Here is a 17,026-nt window from a genome sequence, read left to right on the forward strand (position 1 = left end):
TCTCCGATTGCCCCCATTGCTAAACAAAACGATCATGATCGTTTTCACAGAAAAAGACCTCGCACTCTTCGTAAGAGGACAAGGTCTTTGGTATAAGTTCTACACTATGGAGCAGGTGTTTGTGCATCACCTGGCACTGCTGCATCGTCAAAGGAAGGATCGTACCATTCTACTTTGTGTTTATCCTGAAGCGTATTTAACCAGGTACCGTAATTCTGACTGCGATTTTGGTCGGTCAGCATCATCTTGATCTGATCTTTGACTTTATCAAACTCAGGTGTCGGTGACCCCAGCTGTGCTTTATTTGTATCGTAGTAGGTTTTGATTTGCTCCTCGGTAACCGGGAATGCTTTATCCAACAACTTATCCCGTGTCATGAGCACGTTCAACTTATCCCGTAGCTGTGCCTCGGTCATTCCCATACTCTTCAAGTAGTTTTGGAATGCCTCAGGTGAACCTACCTGTTGTTTCATTGAATCAATCTCTTTATTCATATCTTCTTGCGTCACCGCGACGTTTTGCGTCTTGGCTTCCTGCTTGATTAACGTTTCCGCAACAAGTTCATGTATCGTTTGTTTTCCGTACGTTTTCTTCATTTCACCGTAAAGCTGATTTTGCGTAATGGAGGTATCGCCAGCCGTTACCAATACAGGGTCATTGCCTTTTGCCCACGATTGATAAAAACCTAAAACAGCTAACCCCGTTAATAATATGGCAACCGAAAGCATGGAAAGATCAAACTTCTTCACTTGGATATCCTCTCTTTCTATAATCTGCCCTCCAAGTATAGAAAGAAGTTATGGTAGAAAAATGGAAAGCGTATTACACAACTTTTCCACATTCTAAACATATTATGCACTACATAAAAAATCGGGTAAAAAAAGAGGAGAGAACGGAGGCGATGACAGGACCTAAAACTGCCCAAACCTGTAAAAATCGTTCTTGCTTCCTGTCTTTTTCTACTTCCATAGACTGAGCGAGTGCTTCCTTGTCCCGATTTTCGTTAGACAGTAATTGCAAGATAATATCTTTGTCTTTTTCCGTCTTCTCTGCTTTCGTTTCTAACTCAGTCTGTAGCTTGTTCAAAACTTGCAGTACATCATAACGCACATCCTCCATGCGTCCCAATCGATGTTCAATTCGTTCCAACCACTTCGTGACGACTATCATTTGTCCCTCAAGCTGATCAATTCGTTCGTCGAATTTGTCTAATTTCATATAGATACGTTGTATATGCTGATCTATATCTTTCTGATTTTCATACGGTCCCGCTGTCATAGATTCCACCTCCCCCGTCCGTCCCTTATACTCCTTGTTTATGTAGCGGAGAGGAGCATTGCTTGTACGGTTATCCTACTTTGTTCAGTCTCGTGTAAAAAAAGGCGGCAAACAAATGTATTTCCAAATCCTGAATTCAGCTAAAATAGATGGAAGACTATCTAGCATTTCTCTCAAATAAACGGGGACATGACCGTTTATTCATAAAGGAGGATACCATGACAACCTTGTTGGAGGTAAAAGGGGTAACGGGTGGGTACTCTTACAACCACGCTGTAATCAAAGACGTCTCCTTTCACATACGCGAAAAAGAAATTGTGGCGCTAATCGGGCTGAATGGAGCAGGCAAAAGCACGACAATCAAGCATATTTTAGGACTCTTGGAACCAATCGCAGGCGAAATCAGCATTGCGGGGAAGACCTTTCAATCCGATCCCGAAAACTATCGTTTGTCTTACGGGTATATCCCGGAGTCTCCCATTTATTACGAAGAGCTTACGCTGTGGGAGCATATCGAGTTAATGGCCATGAGCCACGGGCTGGACCAGGAAATTTTTTATGAACGGGCACGTCCTCTCTTAAAAGAATTCCGCATGGAGGAAATGAAGGACCGATTTCCCCAGCAGTTTTCCAAAGGGATGCGCCAAAAGCTCATGATCATGATGGCGTTGCTCGTACAACCGCCTCTGTACATCGTGGATGAACCGATCCTGGGTCTGGACCCTCTGGGGATTCGCTCTCTTCTCACGTGGTTGAACCGTTGCAAGGAGCAAGGGGCTGGCATTTTGATGTCCACGCATATTTTGGCGACCGCCGAGAAGCATTGTGACCGATTCATCATTTTGCACAAAGGCGAGATTAGAGCCCAAGGAACGCTTGAGGAGCTTCGGCATATAACAGGGCTCCCAGATAGCTCCTTGGACGACATATACTTGCATATCGTAGAGGATGACGGCCAGTGAAAATAGACGTAGATCAATTATTTCGCAAACGGTTCCATGTCTTTTCGGTAGAATTCATTAGGTATGCCCAGTACATGGCGAATGGCGGATTGGCGTTCGTCGGAATTTTTTTGATGGGGTTGCTCGCCTTCTACTACCGCAGCATCATCGCGATGATTCCACCCTGGTTCCCTTTGCCGTATGCTATGGCCCTCGTGATTGCTTTTATCGTGGTGAAAAGCCCCCTGCGCACGTTTTTGCTGGAAGCGGATTTGCTTTTTTTGACTCCGCATGAAGTAAGACTGGATCGCTATTTCCGGAAGGCGCTCGTTTACAATTTTGCCATTCAGAGCATGGTGGTGTTTATCGTCCTGCTCCTGCTCATGCCTATGTATACAGGGGTCGTAGGCGCTCAAGGCGTGCAGCTGTGGGTTTATTGGGGCATTCCCCTGCTCTTGAAGGGCTGGAATATTTACAGCAATTGGACGTTCTTGCGTTTGCCGGATCAGAAGAATATCGGATTCTATACACTCGCTCGATTTGTCTTTTCTTACATCCTCCTCGCTTGGGTATTAAGTGAAGGACAATTCTTACGGTTAGGTCCTATCCCATTTGGTGTTCTGATCTGTGCTGCGCTCTTGATCTGGCTCCATTCGCGAATGTTGACCTATAAGAAAAAACATTCCCTACAATGGTATCGCCTGCTGGCCATCGAGAGCGGCTTGCGTCACCGCTTTTATCAGTTCGTGAACAACTTCAGGGATGTCCCTGCCATGCAGCACCAGGTGAAGTCGCGCCCGTGGCTCATTGCCTTGACGAAGCTGCTGCCTTACCGTCAATCAACAGCAGGACATCATCTGTTTACCAAAAAATTTATTCGCTCTGGTGACTTTGCGGGCATTTATTTCAGACTCCTCCTGCTGTCAGGCTTCGTCGTTCTCATATTGCCCGGTCCCTATGCAAAAATCATTGCTGGCCTGCTCTTTCTCTTCATGACAGCCAGCCAGATCGGCAGCCTCTGGCGCCACCAGCAAAAGCGCAACGGGTATTCGATCTTTCCGATTCGGGATGGTCAGATGAGACAGGCTTTTAGCTGGCTGCGTATGGTGCTATTGGGCGTGCACGGTGTAGTTCTAGTGCTTATTGGAATTTTGTAGTGTAAGCTTGCCGTTACATAAAAAGTCGCGTGGAAGAAGCGCATTTCCAGTCCAAGCGCCTCTGGAGCCCGACCCAGCTCTGGAATAAATAGCGGGGAATTTAAGCTTCACTTATGGAATACCTCATTGAAACTTCTACGTTTGAAGCGCTCCCGCTATTTATTCCGGAGCGGACAGTCTTCACCCCTTGCGGGGCGGAGGCCGAAGCGTAGACTGGAAATGCGCTTCTTCCCTCCACTACAGCTACAAAAAAACAGCTCTTCTTGGCAACATCCTGCCAGTAGAAGAGCTGTTTTTTAATTATTGATAAAGTAATTCATCTACAGTCGGAACATATCCACCTTGCTTCGCAGCTCCTGAATACTGTCTGTCACCTGCTCCGTTTCAGATACGAACTGATCAACGTTTCCACTGACCTCATGCATCGTAGCAGATACTTCTTCGGTGGCTGCTGCTGTTTGTTCCGAGATGGCAGTAACCGTCAACACGGATTCATTCACCTTGTTCTGACCTTGCTTCATCGTCTCTACACTTGCCATAACATTCGCAAGCGACGTCTTCAAGGTATGCGTCATGTCAGACAGCGCCGTAATGCCTTGCGTGACGGAATCCAAACGCTCTGTACCCGCATTGTAGCGATCCAGCGTCGCATTTGTCTTTTCCGTAGCTTGTCTTACCTGATCTTGAATGTCTTTGATGCTCTCCTGAATGACGTGGGTCGCCGCACCCGTCTGTTCAGCCAGCTTGCGAACTTCTCCCGCTACCACAGCGAAGCCTCTGCCCGCTTCGCCAGCACGCGCACTCTCGATGGCTGCATTCAATGCCAACAGATTGGTTTGTCCGGCGATTTGCTGAATCGTTTCAATCACGTCGTTAATTCGGCTGGATTTTTCTTCGAGAATCGCCATTGTATTTTGCACTTCATGAAATTGTTTGTTCGTCTCTGTTCCATCTGCCAAAAACTCTTGCAATACTTTGTAGCTGCTCTCTCCGATATCAGACACGCGATTGGATACTGCATCCATCTCGTCAATCGCTGTATTCAATTCAGACAGCTCGCTCAAGAATTCTTGAACCGTCTGCACCGTCATCTCCATCGCAGTTGCAGTCTGCTCATTCCCTTGCGCAATCTCTTGGCTGGTGACCACAATATTTTTGTTTTGCTCGCGGACAGAATTGGCACCTTCCCGAATGGAATTAGCCATGCTGTCGATACGCTCCGTTGTCTCTTTTACTCCGCCAATGATTTGACGAAGCTGTGCCGTCATCTCACCAAAAGCAACAACAATTCGGCCAATCTCGTCTTTTTTGTTGGAAACAGAAATCTCTGTCGACGTGAGATCACCGGAAGCAATACGCATAGACGCCTCTTGTACAACTTGCAGTGGTCGCAGCATCTTTTTGATCAAGAAGAATACAGCAACCAAAGCAATAATCGTTACGACGATCATAGAGATAATGATTCGTGGCATGGTTTCATCCAAAACCTGATCATTAATCAGCTCCACTTTGTCTGCCGCAGTATCTACACCCAGCACAGCAATCACTTGACCAGATGAATCTTCAATCGGTGCGAATGCACTCAGGTAGTCTCCGTACACAGGGTCTTTGACAATTGGCGTACTGTTCGATCCGCCTGCCAGAACAGGAGCAATATCAGCCATGCCGGTAGAAGTCGTCTCTTGACCGATTGCAGCCGCCCCCTCTGCTCCTTTCTCCGTTCCATCCACCATAATCTTTACCTTTTCACCGTCTGTATGAAGAATATAAACATAAAGGGCACCTGTTTTTTGGGTGTACTCAAGCAACAAATTTCGGATCGACCAGTAGTCGTCAGATTCTTGTGGCTGAGATATAAATTTCGCTATCTTCTCTGAATCAAGCCCCTGGGAGATATGCAATGCTGTGTTGATGCTTGAGCGCGAGAGTGTCTTTTCAACAGTGGCTACGCTGTTTTCGTAAATCATGATAATATTGATTGCCATCATGACGGCAATGATCACCGCTACAAGAGCAACGACCCGTGTTGCCAAGCTCTTACTCATCCTGTTTCACTTCTCCTTCGCCGGTTACGATATGTGAATAAAAAAAGCACCCAAAAAAGGGTGCTTTTCCTAAACACTCCCTACCAGTCTTATCGACAATCGGTAGTGATTTAATTAGGACTTTTGTTGGGCAATCATGAGGAATCGATGGGTAGGAATATCGATGTACCCGACCAATTCTATTTTCTTATGCAGATCGAGCAAGGCGTCGGCATACTTTTCTACAGTAAAGTCGCGAATCTGCCATTCGATAGCCTTTAGGTAGTAAACAATGGCACCTATGTCGTAGAAACGGGAAAAGCTCATTTCCTCTCTTTGCTCCACAATCGTAAGACCGGCTTCCTCCAGTTCGTTCACTGCATAGGCCAAATTCCAGTGCAAGTAATCTGGCGGAATGGGAGCGCCCAACAATCGGTTCAGATCGAGATTGTCTTGACCGCCTACTTGCTGAGTAACAAATATGCCCCCTGGCTTCAACAGGCGCTTCATTTCAGACGGCAAATAAGCTTCATGGCGATTGATAATCAAGTCGAGTGATTGATCCTCAAATGGCAATATTTCTTCCCCATCTACTGGAAACACCCGAACACCCAATGGCTCCAGATTGGCTTTTGCCACCGCTACATTCGGCTCATAGCCTTCTGTCGCATACGTCTGCGGAGGGAACGGCGCAAGCGTAGAAAACAGTTCTCCACCACCTGTTCCCATTTCCAGCATAGAGCGAATCCCTTGCATGTTCTTTTTCACAATATTTACGTAGTTCCAGCCAAGTGGTGCATCCTGCATCCTGCCTGTCGCAGTCAATCTGGCAAAATCCCACCCAGCGAATGGTGCCTCCACTTCCTCTTGAAAGCTTTTGATCCAATCCTTATTTTCCATTTCTGTTTCTCCTCTCGTTTATACCAGTCTGTTCACTTCCAAGTCAGACGAGGCAGGAGGAGCTCGTCCTTCCCAATATACTTCTCCGACTTAAGGCGGAGGGAAAATACTGCCCCGGTACGTTTGGTCCTCAGCCGTTTCTCTATATCATTAGTATCGAACTGGTAAACAGGAGGAACTGAACATGGCTGATTTTGAAGTGCTTGCCGGGATTCACCAAGGATTGTTTCTGGTCCTTCTCATCGTCATGCTGGTCCCGACAATTATGGCAAACCAGCTCGTTTTCCGTCCGACGAAACGGGCTTTTATAAGCAGTGCTCGCATCACTTTATGTTTTTCATGGTCGGCCCTTTTTGTATTTGCGGGGCATTTGGTGATGACGTGGGTTTTGTTTGAATCCTTTGGCTGGCTTTACATAAAGGATAAGCTGCTAGGCTTTTTGCCTTTTATTTTTGTTCCATTGCTCTGCTGCCTGCTCTCTACTTTTCCACGACTGTGGGAGCTGGCCGGGAAAGGGGGCAGAGAGTCAAGGCAGTCAGAAGTAGATACGGATTACACCAGAATTTTGTTACAAGAGAAAAATCTTACACCTGTAAAAGTAAACTCCCCGGACCTAGACGACACGTTAGATCCAGAGTGGCGAGGAGACGCATCTTGCCCCGAATTGATCGTTCCGCTGCAAGCTACCGTCTTGGGCTGTCTGATTGCACTCTTCCTTCAAATCTTTTTTCCTGCTGTTACGTTGGAACCGTCCATCTTGTTTCTCGCTTGGGGTGTATTATTAGCCGGGGTCTCCCTGCTTTGGATTCAGCAATCGTGGCAGCATCAATACCACTCCACTGCGGAAAACTGGGCAAAGCCGCGTCGTCTGCTCCACTTTATCCGTTTCGCTGCGTTTGTCCTGATGACTGCTTTACTTGCGGCGATCTGGGGAAATCAAGCGATGATAGCGAGCCGCCTTCCCGATCATCCATCTTTGGGAGGTCAGAATCAGGACGATCACGCTCTCCCCGATTTCGTTTTCCCTGTAAAGGCAAGTGCCCATTCGATGCCTTCCACAGGGAAAGCTAGAAGTATCGATGTATCAACAAAACCAAAACAAGGAAGCCCTGATCGAGTGTTCTCGCTGAACGCACAGAAAACAACCATCCGTCTAGCATCAGGCAAAACCGTAGAAGCATGGACCTTGAATGGACAATATCCCGGACCTGAGCTGCGTATGAAGCAAGGTGAGCTCGTCGAAATCACTCTTCTGAACAAGGATATATCGGAAGGAATAGACATCCACTGGCATGGCATGCAGACTCCCGCTAGCGATGATCGCATTACCAAAGGAGAAACATCTGTTTTTCGTTTTCGCGCAGAACAAACAGGAACGTATTGGTATCATTCTCATCAGCAAATTCCTGAGCAGGCAGTGAACGGGTTATTCGGTGCCCTTGTGATCGAGGCAGCCGATACTACGACTACAGACGTACCCATCCGCGATATCGCCATGATTCATCACAATGACGAAAAAGCAGGCGCGACGTTAAACGGCTCAGATACGCGAAAAATCGAAACAGTTGCTCCTGGCACAACGGTTCGCCTTCGCTTTATAAACGCCGAAAATGCTCCTGTTGCCTATTTGCTGCAAGGAACTCCTTTTCAGGTAGTAGCGATTGACGGAACCGAGGTAAACGAACCGAATTTGATCGCCAATCAAGCCTTGCAGCCGGGGGCAGGCGGTCGATACGACATTCAGTTTACAATGCCGAATCGTCCCGTGCTATTTGCTCCAGCTGCAAACCAGCATGACAAAGGGCTGCTTTTAAGTCCAGACGGGTCCACAGATGCTGTGCCCTTCTTAAACGCAGAGCTTTCCGTCTTTGACCCTGCACGTTACGGCAGTCCGACTGCCCTTCCTTTTGATCTCTCTTCCCAGTTTGATCGGGAATATCAACTGCTCATTGATGGTCAGTACGGGTTTTATAACGGTAAATTCGAGCGGTTGTCGACTGTAAATGGCGACTGGCTTCCTGATACACGGATGATGCTTGAAGAGGGCGATCTTATAAAGCTGACCTTCGTCAACCGCAGCTTTCAGGATCAATCGCTGTATTTGCACGGCCATCACATGCTCATCTTGAGCCGGGACGGCAAAAAAGTTACAGGAAGCCCATGGTGGACGGACACTCTCCAGGTAGCGCCAGGTGAAACCTATGAAGTTGCTTTCCGCGCGAATAATCCTGGTGTATCGATGGAAGAGACCCTTCCTAAAGATGAAACTGCTTTTGGTATAGCCATTCCGCTCGTGTATGAAGAGCATCTCTAAAAAGAAAACAGCCGTCCATAGCGATTTTTTCGCCAGACTGCTGTTTTCTTTTTTATCTATTACTGAGACTTTTTCCGGTTCTTCGCCGCCAATAGTCTGTTTAGCGTTTCGTCAGGCTGTGCTTGCTTCTCTTGCTGCTCTTTTGCCTGCTCGTTCTTGACTGTTGCGGGCTTCACCCGGTTTCCAGCCGTCCCTATCGGATGAATGAGGGGAGCAGATACGACTTTCTGGTCATCTGTCCGCTCTTCGCGTGTCCGTCTTGTCACCGAGCGCTTCTCGCCGAGGCGAGACAATACGGCCTGTTGTCCAGAATCGGCGGACGTGGACTTGCGCAATCTCCACAGACTCGATAGCCTTACCCACCATTGATCCGGCAACTGCAGACGGCGAACGGCGATATCGATCGGCAGCAGCAAAGCAGCCAACATCAGTAACCACTCACTGATTGACTGTGTGTCCCATTTATCGGGAAGCGTGCCACCAAAGGCTTCTTCCGGTTTGGTGATCTGATTCCCTCCACCGGAGCTTAGCCACTCTTGAAGTTCTTTCTCACCATCGGCATGTATTCCGTATTCGGGTGAATAGGAAACGGTCAATCCTGTCGTTTGGCTCGCCGTGACTCGGCCTTGATTTTTTTGTGAGATCTGAATCATGTAAGTGCCCGGATCAGCCGTCTCGAATTCACCCTCCATGACGCCTGGCGCAACCGGCTTAAGCTTGATGACCTCTCGCTTCATCTCTTGATTGAGAACGACTGCCTCCATCTCTTGAGGCATGCTTCCGCCAGCTGGCATCGTAACCTTCACATTGCCTTTTGCTCCATTAACGCTCGTAGTCGTCTTCCAAGCGCCTTCTGTAATTTGTGGGAAAGTCCATGCCACGATTTCGTTCCACAGACGGCTGTTTCCTCCCCAAGCCACCCAGTCCGGTGACCACTTCCCTTCCAGATCACTTGTCCACGCGACAGAACGCCCCAGACCGTACTGCCAACGGGTTAGAATCGGATCATCGTCAGCACTCATCAAGGAGGATTCAGCTGTTTGCTTCGGAGTCGTTGCTATATACGCACGCACCGGAGGCAAAGTCTGCTTCAGCGCAGGCCAAGCTCCCACCCCTGTATAGCCTGGTACTTGGGGCTTCTCCACAATAAACGTGCGACTGGCTAACGCTGTTTCTTTACTGAAGATTTTCGGGATAGATTCGGCATCGTTTGCAAAGTAATATCTGCCTTTTCCTAACTCGGCAATCATCTCCAGCAGCGACCTATCCGAATCATCCCCCAGCGCCACTGTTGAAACGGTAATATTTTCAGCCGTCATTTGCTGTAGCAAGCCCTCGTAATCGTCGTCGAGTGCAGACTGCCCATCTGTGAGCAAAATAACGTGCTTGCGCTGTGTGTTCATCGCCTTTACACGTTCGTAGCCCAGCTGTAAGGCAGGGAAAATATCGGTCCCGCCATCTGCTTGGATTCTGCTGATCTGCTGCTGGATTTCATCCAGCTTCGTAACAGATTGTGGAGCTACGACATCCCATGGCGTGTCGTCAAATGCGATCACCCCGATGGAGTCCTGTGCATTCATCATGGTTGTCGCTCGAATCGCGGCTTCCCTTGCCAGTGCCATCTTATCCGCACCTCTGGCATCGGAGCTCATACTGCCCGACTTGTCAATAACCAGCTGCAGCCCGAGCGAAGGGAGCTGTTCCTTCCCTTTTAAATCCATGTGAACAGGTAATGCCTCTTCGATTGGTGTCTGAAACCAGCCACCCATACCGAAGCTATCTTTACCGCCTGTCATGATCAAACCAATGCCCAAATCACGTACAGCAGTCCGCATGCGTTCCATATCCGCATCAGTCATGCTGGTTGCGGGCACATCTGCCAGCACAATGGAGGCAAATTGCTTGTAGCCCTCAAGCTCCTTTGGCAGCAGTGCGAGATCGCGCAGTTCTACCTTGATATTGCCTGCTTCCAGCGCTTGAATGAGGTTGCTGGCTGCACCTGGATGCCCTTCGGCTACGAGTACAACTGGCGCCCCGGCTACCTGCGTGTAGGCTGTAGCTTGATTGTTCGCCGCTACGGTATCTTGTCGCGGCTCGATTTCCACGCGATAACGATGGAAACCCTGCTGCATGGCTTTTTGGGAAAAAACGAAGCGGTTGTTTCCCTTGCCGATCTGTACCGTTTGCTGGCCAGCCTCGCGATTGCCTTCATACAGGCGAAGAGTTGCCTCGGTCGCTATCGTACTCTCCACATCAACGCTGATACCGTATTCCTCTCCCGCGTACAGCCTTTGCGGCACCTGTACAGATGTAAGAACGACCTCATCCCCGTTTGGCTGCTGCAAGGACACAGCCTCTACAGCGATTCCTCGCTCCCTCGCCAGTCTCGTCTGCCGTGCCGCATCTCCGTTTGTTTCCAGACCATCTGTCAGCAAGACGACTTTTCCTCTGGCATTGGTAGGGATCATGGCAGACGCCAATCGGATTCCTTCTGCCAAATTGGTTGCATTCCGGTTGACATCTACGCCCAAGGGCTGTACCTCTTGGCGTATCGTCAACGGTTGATCGACCGCCGCCTCCGCACCTACTGCAATGACAGCGTACTTATCCGCTGCCTGCTTTTGACCGATCGCCTCTCGCAAAAAGGAGAGAACTCGCGGATCGTCCTTCATGGAAGCGGATCGATCTGCAACAAACACAATCGTTTTCGCCTGTATAGGTGTCAGCAGCTGTGTCCCTGCCAACGCCAAAACCAGAAGGAGGAACAAGAGCGAGCGAATCGTAGCAATCGTCACCTTTCTGCCGATTGGCATTTGCTTTTGATGTCGCCACCAGCTGATGATGACGTACGCAACAGGAAGCAATAGCAACAGGAATAGTGGCTGTATAAAGTTAATACCCACGCTGATACACCCTCCATTCCACCAATAACACCAAGAGAGCAAACGCCGCCAACCAATAGGTCAACTCCTTCGTTCCCAGTGCTCCTGTTGTGTCAGTCGCTGTCGCTTCCTCACTCTCCTTTTGCTCTTCGGCATTCTTCCGGGCAACACTCAAAGACTTTGGTGTAATATTCGATTCTTCCTCATTCATTTGGACAGTAAAATACGTACTTTTTGTGCCTGTATCTACCCCTTCGTCAAGGCGATACAATCCGGTCAGCTCTGGCAGCTGCATCGTTTTGGACGTGGCGTCCTCTGTAAGAGCCTGCTGGTGTCCATTCGGATACGTCAAGGTACGTGTTGCCGCTCCCGGTGAGAGTGGGATGGTCAAGACCTCTCCCGGATGTGCCGTGGGGATTGGGGCTGTTTGACCAGGTGACAGCCAGTTGACGACATTTTGCATGAAAATCGGAAAAGCAGGACGCAACGGAAAGTCCGATGCATGCAAATCAAATCCGATGATGACCATTCGTCGACCGTCTATAATCCCGGCTCTGACCAGATCGACATCGCCTGCGCGTACCAATGGCTTCATACCAGGCATCTCGTCCAATACGTATCCTTTGGCGACGTGCACATCCCGCCAATCTACGTGCTTGAGCAGCGGGTCATCAGGGGAAACTGGCCTTGGCTGTTGATCCAGTTCTTTTTCTCCAGCGAGCGGCAACCACTTTGTTTTCTTGTTCGGAGCAATCAATAAAATGTTCCCTTTTGGCAGCTCGTCTGGCACGACTCCGTCAAAAACCCACAGGTCACGCGCAGCCGCCGCTGCATCCGGTGCCTGCTGAATCGTTTCCACCTCGAGACTTCCTACTGTCTGCAATACTTGATGGAGGAAGCGATTGCCCTCTGGCGAATACAACGCTGCTTTTCCTTTCCCTGTAGCGAATGGAACACTCCACATGACATTATCCTGGGAAAGTCCGTCCTGCTCCGGTTCGATGACTGCGCGATAGACGCGAGACACCGCCAGCTTCTGAAACGAAAATGTCTGGGAGCTGCCTGCCCCCACCGCAAAAGAATCGGTATCCAGCAGATTGTCTTGCTCATCAAAAATCGTGACTTTTCCTTTCGAGGGCATACTGCCATGATTGTCCACCCGTAGCAGTCCCTCTACCCCTTTTTCCGTAGGCTGGGTCACAAAAACACCGATTGACGTATTCTCGCGGGTGCTCCCCATCTGCATGAACTGAAAGCTTCCAGAAAAGGCAGGGACTGAGCCACCATCCAGCTTGCGTTCCCCGCTTCCGTCCCCCATCCAAACCACTCCACTGCCTGGTTCATTCTCTGCAATGGCTCCTGCCAAAGACAAGGCTGCGATTTGATCGGATGTCCCGGAAAAAGGCGCAAGCTTTTCGATGGCTTGCAAGAGCGGCTCTTTGTCTGCACTTTTGGAAACCAAAACATTCGGCTCACGCCCTGCCTCAATGAGGGTCATCGTCTGTCCGCTTCCCAGCTTCTCTATAAGTGCTTTTGCCTGTGAAATTGCTCGTTCCAGCCGCGTTTCGTTCCCTTCCTTCGCCATCATGCTCCCTGATGTATCCACGACCAAAATCGTATGGTCGGATGTGATTCCCTCAGTGGGCACAGCCGGCCGTATCAAAGCCAGCACGAGCAAGCAAGCAACGAGCAATTGCAGCAGCAACAACAGGTTGCGCCGCAGCCTTTCCCACGGTTTCACCGCTTCCCAGTTTTGCATCGTGCGCTGCCACAGGAGCGTACTTGGTATGACACGATCCTCTACTTTTCGCTTGAGCAGGTAGAGGACGATGATGGCCGGGATAATCAGCGCAAACCACAAGTTTCCCAAACCCATCCACTGCATGTTGTCTCTCTCCTCTCTAGCGAATCAAGCCGGCCTGACGAAAGACATGGAAGACAATCGATTCCAGGGATTGTTCCGCCTCTACAGACACGAAGGCGATTCCTCTTCCATAAGCAAACGCGGACAGTTCTTGTTGATAATCTCGCAAGCTCTTGTGGTACTCTTCCATCAAAAGGCTGGTCAAGGATACTTCTTTTGCCTGCCCGGTCTCTGAATCGATCAACCGCAGCTCTCCCGCATACTCGGGCGCAAGCTCTTCTTTGGAAAGCACCTGGACCAGCGTGACCTCTTGTTTGGCCGCCTGCAAATACGCAATGCCCTCCGTATAGCCTGACTCGAACAAAAAATCCGACAGCACGATAGATATGCCAGCTTTGCCGCTGACAGCCCCGGGCTGGCGCATTGCCGTTTGCATATTACCTGCTCCCCCTTCTTGCAGGGAAGACAGGAAGCTAAGCAAGCGATGCGCCTGGCTCTTTCCTTGCAGCCCGGTAAGTGCTGCCGTAATGCGGCTGTCAAATGCATAGACCGACACATGATCGAGGTGGCACAGGGACAAATAGCCAAGAGCCGCGGCAATCTCAACAGCACGAACCATTTTGTTCGGTTGCCCGTAGCTCATCGAACGACTGCAATCGATATATAAGTTCACATGAAGCTCTGTTTCATCCAAGTACTTTTTCAAAAACAGCTTGCCTGAACGGGCATACGCATTCCAATCGAGCTGCCGCAAATCATCGCCGGGAACATACGCCCGAAAGTCTGCGAACTCCATGGAGCTGCCCAGCTGTCTCGCCCTTCGCTTTCCTGCCTGGCTGCCGCTGACCGCTTTGCGACTAGCCATCTGCATTCGCTCCAGTCTGGCGAGCCATGACGGATCAAGCAGGTGTTGATTCATACCTTCTGCGTCCCCAGTTCGTCCAAAATATCCATAATGACGCGGTCTGGTCGGATGCCGTTTGCCTCTCCTTCAAAATTGAGGAAAATGCGGTGACGCAGCGCTGGCAGAGCAACTGCTGTCACGTCCTCATACGCCAGATTGTATCGCCCAGCCAATAATGCACGTACCTTTGCCAAGGAGACAATCGCCTGCACGCCACGCGGACCCGCACCGTTTCGCACATATTTGTTCACCGAAGCAATCGCCAACTCCCCCGGATGCGTCGCTAAAAGCAGCTTCACGGCGTAATCCAGTACCGCATCGGCAACCAGCACTTCACGTGCTGCCTGCTGAATCTCTGCAATTTGCTCGGCTGAAGCCACTTTTTCCACGGTGATCACCCGGCTCGTGGTCGTTTGCCGCACGATCATTTTCAGTTCTTCTTCTGTCGGGTACGGCACGTCGATCTTCAATAAAAAGCGGTCCATTTGTGCTTCTGGCAACGGGTATGTCCCTTCCTGCTCCAGCGGGTTCTGTGTCGCGAGAACGAAGAACGGCTCTGGCAGAGAACGAGTCACTCCTCCAGCCGAAACGGTTCGCTCCTGCATGGCCTCCAACAGGGCGCTTTGCGTCTTTGGCGTTGCCCGGTTGATTTCGTCTGCCAGCACGACATGAGCGAAGATCGGCCCATGTTGGAATTGGAAGGACTGTTGTCCCTTCTCGTCCACCAATAGGATGTTCGTTCCAGTAATGTCTGTCGGCATCAGGTCCGGTGTGAACTGAATCCGCTGAAACGACAGCTCAAAGGCTTGAGAGAGTGTCCGAACAAGCAGCGTTTTGCCCAATCCGGGTACGCCTTCCAAAAGCGCATGTCCTCCTGCAAACACAGCCCACAGAAGTTGCTCGACCACATCTTTTTGTCCTACCAATACCTTTCCAATTTCCTGCCTGACAAGCTCTACTCGCTGCAAGCAATCCTCTAGCGTTTGCTGCGCCATCGCCGTGTCTCCTTCCTGTTGTTGAATGATCTAAGGCTCTATTTTGCTGAAATAATCCTTCACAATCTGTTGATAATCGCCGGGAATACTGCCTTTTTCCATACTCTCGCGGGCAAATTGCTCATACTGGCCGTACACTTCCTCGTACGGCAGCGTTCCACCGGAGGAAACTTGTGTGTTTCCGCTTTGCTGCGACTGGGATGGGCCTGAACCGAGTGAGCCTCCGACTGTATCAACAGGTCCGTTTTCTCCACCTATGCGCTCTGCCGGGACGGTAACGAGCTCGTGTTTGCCTTTTCCTAACCCGGCCCCGCCGCCTTGACCGCTTCCTTGACCGCCAGAGCCATTACCATTGCCGCTTCCATTGCCATTTCCATTTCCGTTACCGTTACCGTTACCGTTGCCATTCCCTTGCCCCGAACCATTGTTTCCATTCCCAGGCTGGCTTGCCGGGTTCGCCCCTTGATTCGGATTGGCACCTGCTCCCGGTGTAGCTGCAGTTGGCTGATTCCCGGGTGCCCCAGATGCTGGAGTCGCCTGGCCCGTTGCTGCCGTTCCTGTCCCAGCTCCACTCGCTCCAGCATTTCCTGCTTGTGTGCCGGCACTGGCAAGCGTCATTTGCGACTGATTGAGCGAAGCAGCCGCATGTATAGCTGCGAGCATGGCTTGCTGAGATTGCTGGATGCCCGTCATGGCTTGCATCAAGCTGTTCTCGAGCGCAGTCATCGCTTGAGGCACTTGTCCTTGGGCTGTTTGTTGAGCTGCCTCCGCCAGTTGTTTGGCGATATCCTCCAGCTCCTTTGAGTCGGCAGACTCTGCCTCTTTTTTCAATTGCTCTGCTGCACTTGCAAGTTCACGAGCGATCTCTTCCCGCTCTTTTTGCGGCATGCTTTCCATGGCTTTTGCCATTTGTGCCAGAGCCTCGGTCATCGCTTGTCGATCTTTCGCTTCCATCGCGCCAGCCAGGGCTTGTGTCCCTTCTTGATTACCCAAGCTGCGCTGGAGTGCTTGCAGCGCTTTTTCTTTGCGCTGCTCCGCATCTCTGACCTTCTCCAATTGTTTTTCCGCAGCGCGCAATGCATTTTGACGTTCTGCCGGGTCGTCTGCTTTTGCCAAAGCCTTTTTTGCCTGCTCCAGCATTTCCTCCAGCTGCTTTTTCTGCGCGTCCGTTAAGCCTGTATTCTTTTTCACGTCCTGCTTGATTGCCTCTACTTCTTCCTCGACCTGCGCGATGGCTTTCTTTTCCTCTGCAATCTGGGCCAGTCGCAAGTCTTGAGGATTCGGCCAAAGAAACAGTACCAGACAAACCAATAGCAAGCTGCTGGTGACATACACCTTTTTTTGGACTAGCGACCAGATGCGGAGGCTCTCTACGATTTGCGGCAAATTTTTACGCAGATGCTGTAGGGCGTCTTCCCTCTGCATACCTGCTACCATTGACTGATTCTCTTGATTCTCCCATGCTGTGACGACTCGCTGGGCCAAACCATTACCGTCTGCCACTTGCGCACATTGGAGCCAGGTAGGGCGCATCCAAAGCGCACGCACCAGACCTGTGATGACAACAAGCACTGGGAGCACAACCGCGATCCAATGGTAAAACGGAATCGGCCAGATGCGGGCAAGGAGGAGGAGCATCAAACTCGCCCCCATTCCCCACAATCCATAGACAGTTAGCTGCTGTATCCATACACGCAATCCCAATTGCTTTCGAATGGGTGCAAGCAGTGACTTCAGCTCGTCGTTCGCTCTAGAGGTAAACATGGC

12 protein-coding genes are annotated in these 17,026 nt (G+C 50.2%); 3 read left to right on the plus strand and 9 right to left on the minus strand.

Translation table 11 applies throughout. The features are described 5' to 3' along the window. Nucleotides 1-104: 104 nt before the first annotated feature. Together C7R91_RS26300 and C7R91_RS26305 are read right to left on the minus strand one after the other, a co-directional pair. Nucleotides 105-749: a SurA N-terminal domain-containing protein gene (locus tag C7R91_RS26300; RefSeq protein ID WP_047073343.1), complete on the minus strand. Its 645-nt coding sequence runs from the start codon at nucleotides 747-749 to the stop codon at nucleotides 105-107. A 109-nt stretch (nucleotides 750-858) separates the two neighbouring features. After that, nucleotides 859-1,278, minus strand: coding sequence for a hypothetical protein (locus C7R91_RS26305; RefSeq protein WP_047073346.1), 420 nt, complete (start codon nucleotides 1,276-1,278; stop codon nucleotides 859-861). A gap of 218 nt (nucleotides 1,279-1,496) precedes the next feature. Here C7R91_RS26305 and C7R91_RS26310 point away from each other — a divergent pair, with 218 nt between their 5' ends. Together C7R91_RS26310 and C7R91_RS26315 are read left to right on the plus strand one after the other, a co-directional pair. Then, nucleotides 1,497-2,240: an ABC transporter ATP-binding protein gene (locus C7R91_RS26310; RefSeq protein ID WP_047073347.1), complete on the plus strand. Its 744-nt coding sequence runs from the start codon at nucleotides 1,497-1,499 to the stop codon at nucleotides 2,238-2,240. Further along, a complete protein-coding gene (locus tag C7R91_RS26315; protein WP_047073349.1) occupies nucleotides 2,237-3,376 on the plus strand; it encodes an ABC transporter permease in 1,140 nt (379 codons plus the stop codon). The genes C7R91_RS26310 and C7R91_RS26315 overlap by 4 nt, the downstream gene beginning before the upstream one ends. Before the next feature lie 320 nt (nucleotides 3,377-3,696). Here the strand turns inward: C7R91_RS26315 and C7R91_RS26325 are convergent, their stop codons facing one another. Further along, nucleotides 3,697-5,421, minus strand: a complete 1,725-nt coding sequence (locus C7R91_RS26325; protein WP_047073350.1) for a methyl-accepting chemotaxis protein — start codon at nucleotides 5,419-5,421, stop codon at nucleotides 3,697-3,699. 114 nt (nucleotides 5,422-5,535) lie between these two features. After that, complete coding sequence (locus C7R91_RS26330; RefSeq protein WP_047073352.1) at nucleotides 5,536-6,300, minus strand: class I SAM-dependent methyltransferase; 765 nt, start codon at nucleotides 6,298-6,300, stop codon at nucleotides 5,536-5,538. Between the two features lie 184 nt (nucleotides 6,301-6,484). Between C7R91_RS26330 and C7R91_RS26335 the strand changes: the two genes are divergently transcribed. Continuing rightward, on the plus strand, nucleotides 6,485-8,614 hold the full coding sequence (locus C7R91_RS26335; protein ID WP_047073353.1) for a multicopper oxidase family protein: 2,130 nt from the start codon (nucleotides 6,485-6,487) through the stop codon (nucleotides 8,612-8,614). A gap of 59 nt (nucleotides 8,615-8,673) precedes the next feature. Here the strand turns inward: C7R91_RS26335 and C7R91_RS26340 are convergent, their stop codons facing one another. Genes C7R91_RS26340 through C7R91_RS26360 form a run of 5 tightly spaced genes read right to left on the minus strand, consistent with a single transcriptional unit; the run spans nucleotide 8,674 to nucleotide 17,023 of the window. Then, complete coding sequence (locus tag C7R91_RS26340) at nucleotides 8,674-11,517, minus strand: VWA domain-containing protein (protein ID WP_047073354.1); 2,844 nt, start codon at nucleotides 11,515-11,517, stop codon at nucleotides 8,674-8,676. Then, nucleotides 11,507-13,381: a vWA domain-containing protein gene (locus tag C7R91_RS26345; RefSeq protein WP_047073355.1), complete on the minus strand. Its 1,875-nt coding sequence runs from the start codon at nucleotides 13,379-13,381 to the stop codon at nucleotides 11,507-11,509. Before C7R91_RS26345 ends, C7R91_RS26340 begins: the two co-directional genes overlap by 11 nt. 16 nt (nucleotides 13,382-13,397) lie before the next feature. Further along, on the minus strand, nucleotides 13,398-14,279 hold the full coding sequence (locus C7R91_RS26350; RefSeq protein WP_047073357.1) for a DUF58 domain-containing protein: 882 nt from the start codon (nucleotides 14,277-14,279) through the stop codon (nucleotides 13,398-13,400). Further along, complete coding sequence (locus tag C7R91_RS26355) at nucleotides 14,276-15,259, minus strand: AAA family ATPase (protein ID WP_047073359.1); 984 nt, start codon at nucleotides 15,257-15,259, stop codon at nucleotides 14,276-14,278. Before C7R91_RS26355 ends, C7R91_RS26350 begins: the two co-directional genes overlap by 4 nt. 30 nt (nucleotides 15,260-15,289) lie before the next feature. Continuing rightward, nucleotides 15,290-17,023: a DUF8809 domain-containing protein gene (locus C7R91_RS26360; protein ID WP_047073360.1), complete on the minus strand. Its 1,734-nt coding sequence runs from the start codon at nucleotides 17,021-17,023 to the stop codon at nucleotides 15,290-15,292. Nucleotides 17,024-17,026: the final 3 nt, after the last annotated feature.

This window comes from Brevibacillus formosus (assembly GCF_003013405.1).
GTDB lineage: Bacteria > Bacillota > Bacilli > Brevibacillales > Brevibacillaceae > Brevibacillus > Brevibacillus formosus.

What these genes read in the sequence shown, in the direction of transcription:
- C7R91_RS26335 (WP_047073353.1), top strand. Translation starts at nt 6,485, where the DNA reads ATGGCTGATTTTGAAGTGCTTGCCGGGATTCACCAAGGATTGTTTCTG.
- C7R91_RS26330 (WP_047073352.1), bottom strand. Translation starts at nt 6,300, where the DNA reads ATGGAAAATAAGGATTGGATCAAAAGCTTTCAAGAGGAAGTGGAGGCA.
- C7R91_RS26325 (WP_047073350.1), bottom strand. Translation starts at nt 5,421, where the DNA reads ATGAGTAAGAGCTTGGCAACACGGGTCGTTGCTCTTGTAGCGGTGATC.
- C7R91_RS26305 (WP_047073346.1), bottom strand. Translation starts at nt 1,278, where the DNA reads ATGACAGCGGGACCGTATGAAAATCAGAAAGATATAGATCAGCATATA.
- C7R91_RS26355 (WP_047073359.1), bottom strand. Translation starts at nt 15,259, where the DNA reads ATGGCGCAGCAAACGCTAGAGGATTGCTTGCAGCGAGTAGAGCTTGTC.
- C7R91_RS26350 (WP_047073357.1), bottom strand. Translation starts at nt 14,279, where the DNA reads ATGAATCAACACCTGCTTGATCCGTCATGGCTCGCCAGACTGGAGCGA.
- C7R91_RS26360 (WP_047073360.1), bottom strand. Translation starts at nt 17,023, where the DNA reads ATGTTTACCTCTAGAGCGAACGACGAGCTGAAGTCACTGCTTGCACCC.
- C7R91_RS26345 (WP_047073355.1), bottom strand. Translation starts at nt 13,381, where the DNA reads ATGCAGTGGATGGGTTTGGGAAACTTGTGGTTTGCGCTGATTATCCCG.
- C7R91_RS26310 (WP_047073347.1), top strand. Translation starts at nt 1,497, where the DNA reads ATGACAACCTTGTTGGAGGTAAAAGGGGTAACGGGTGGGTACTCTTAC.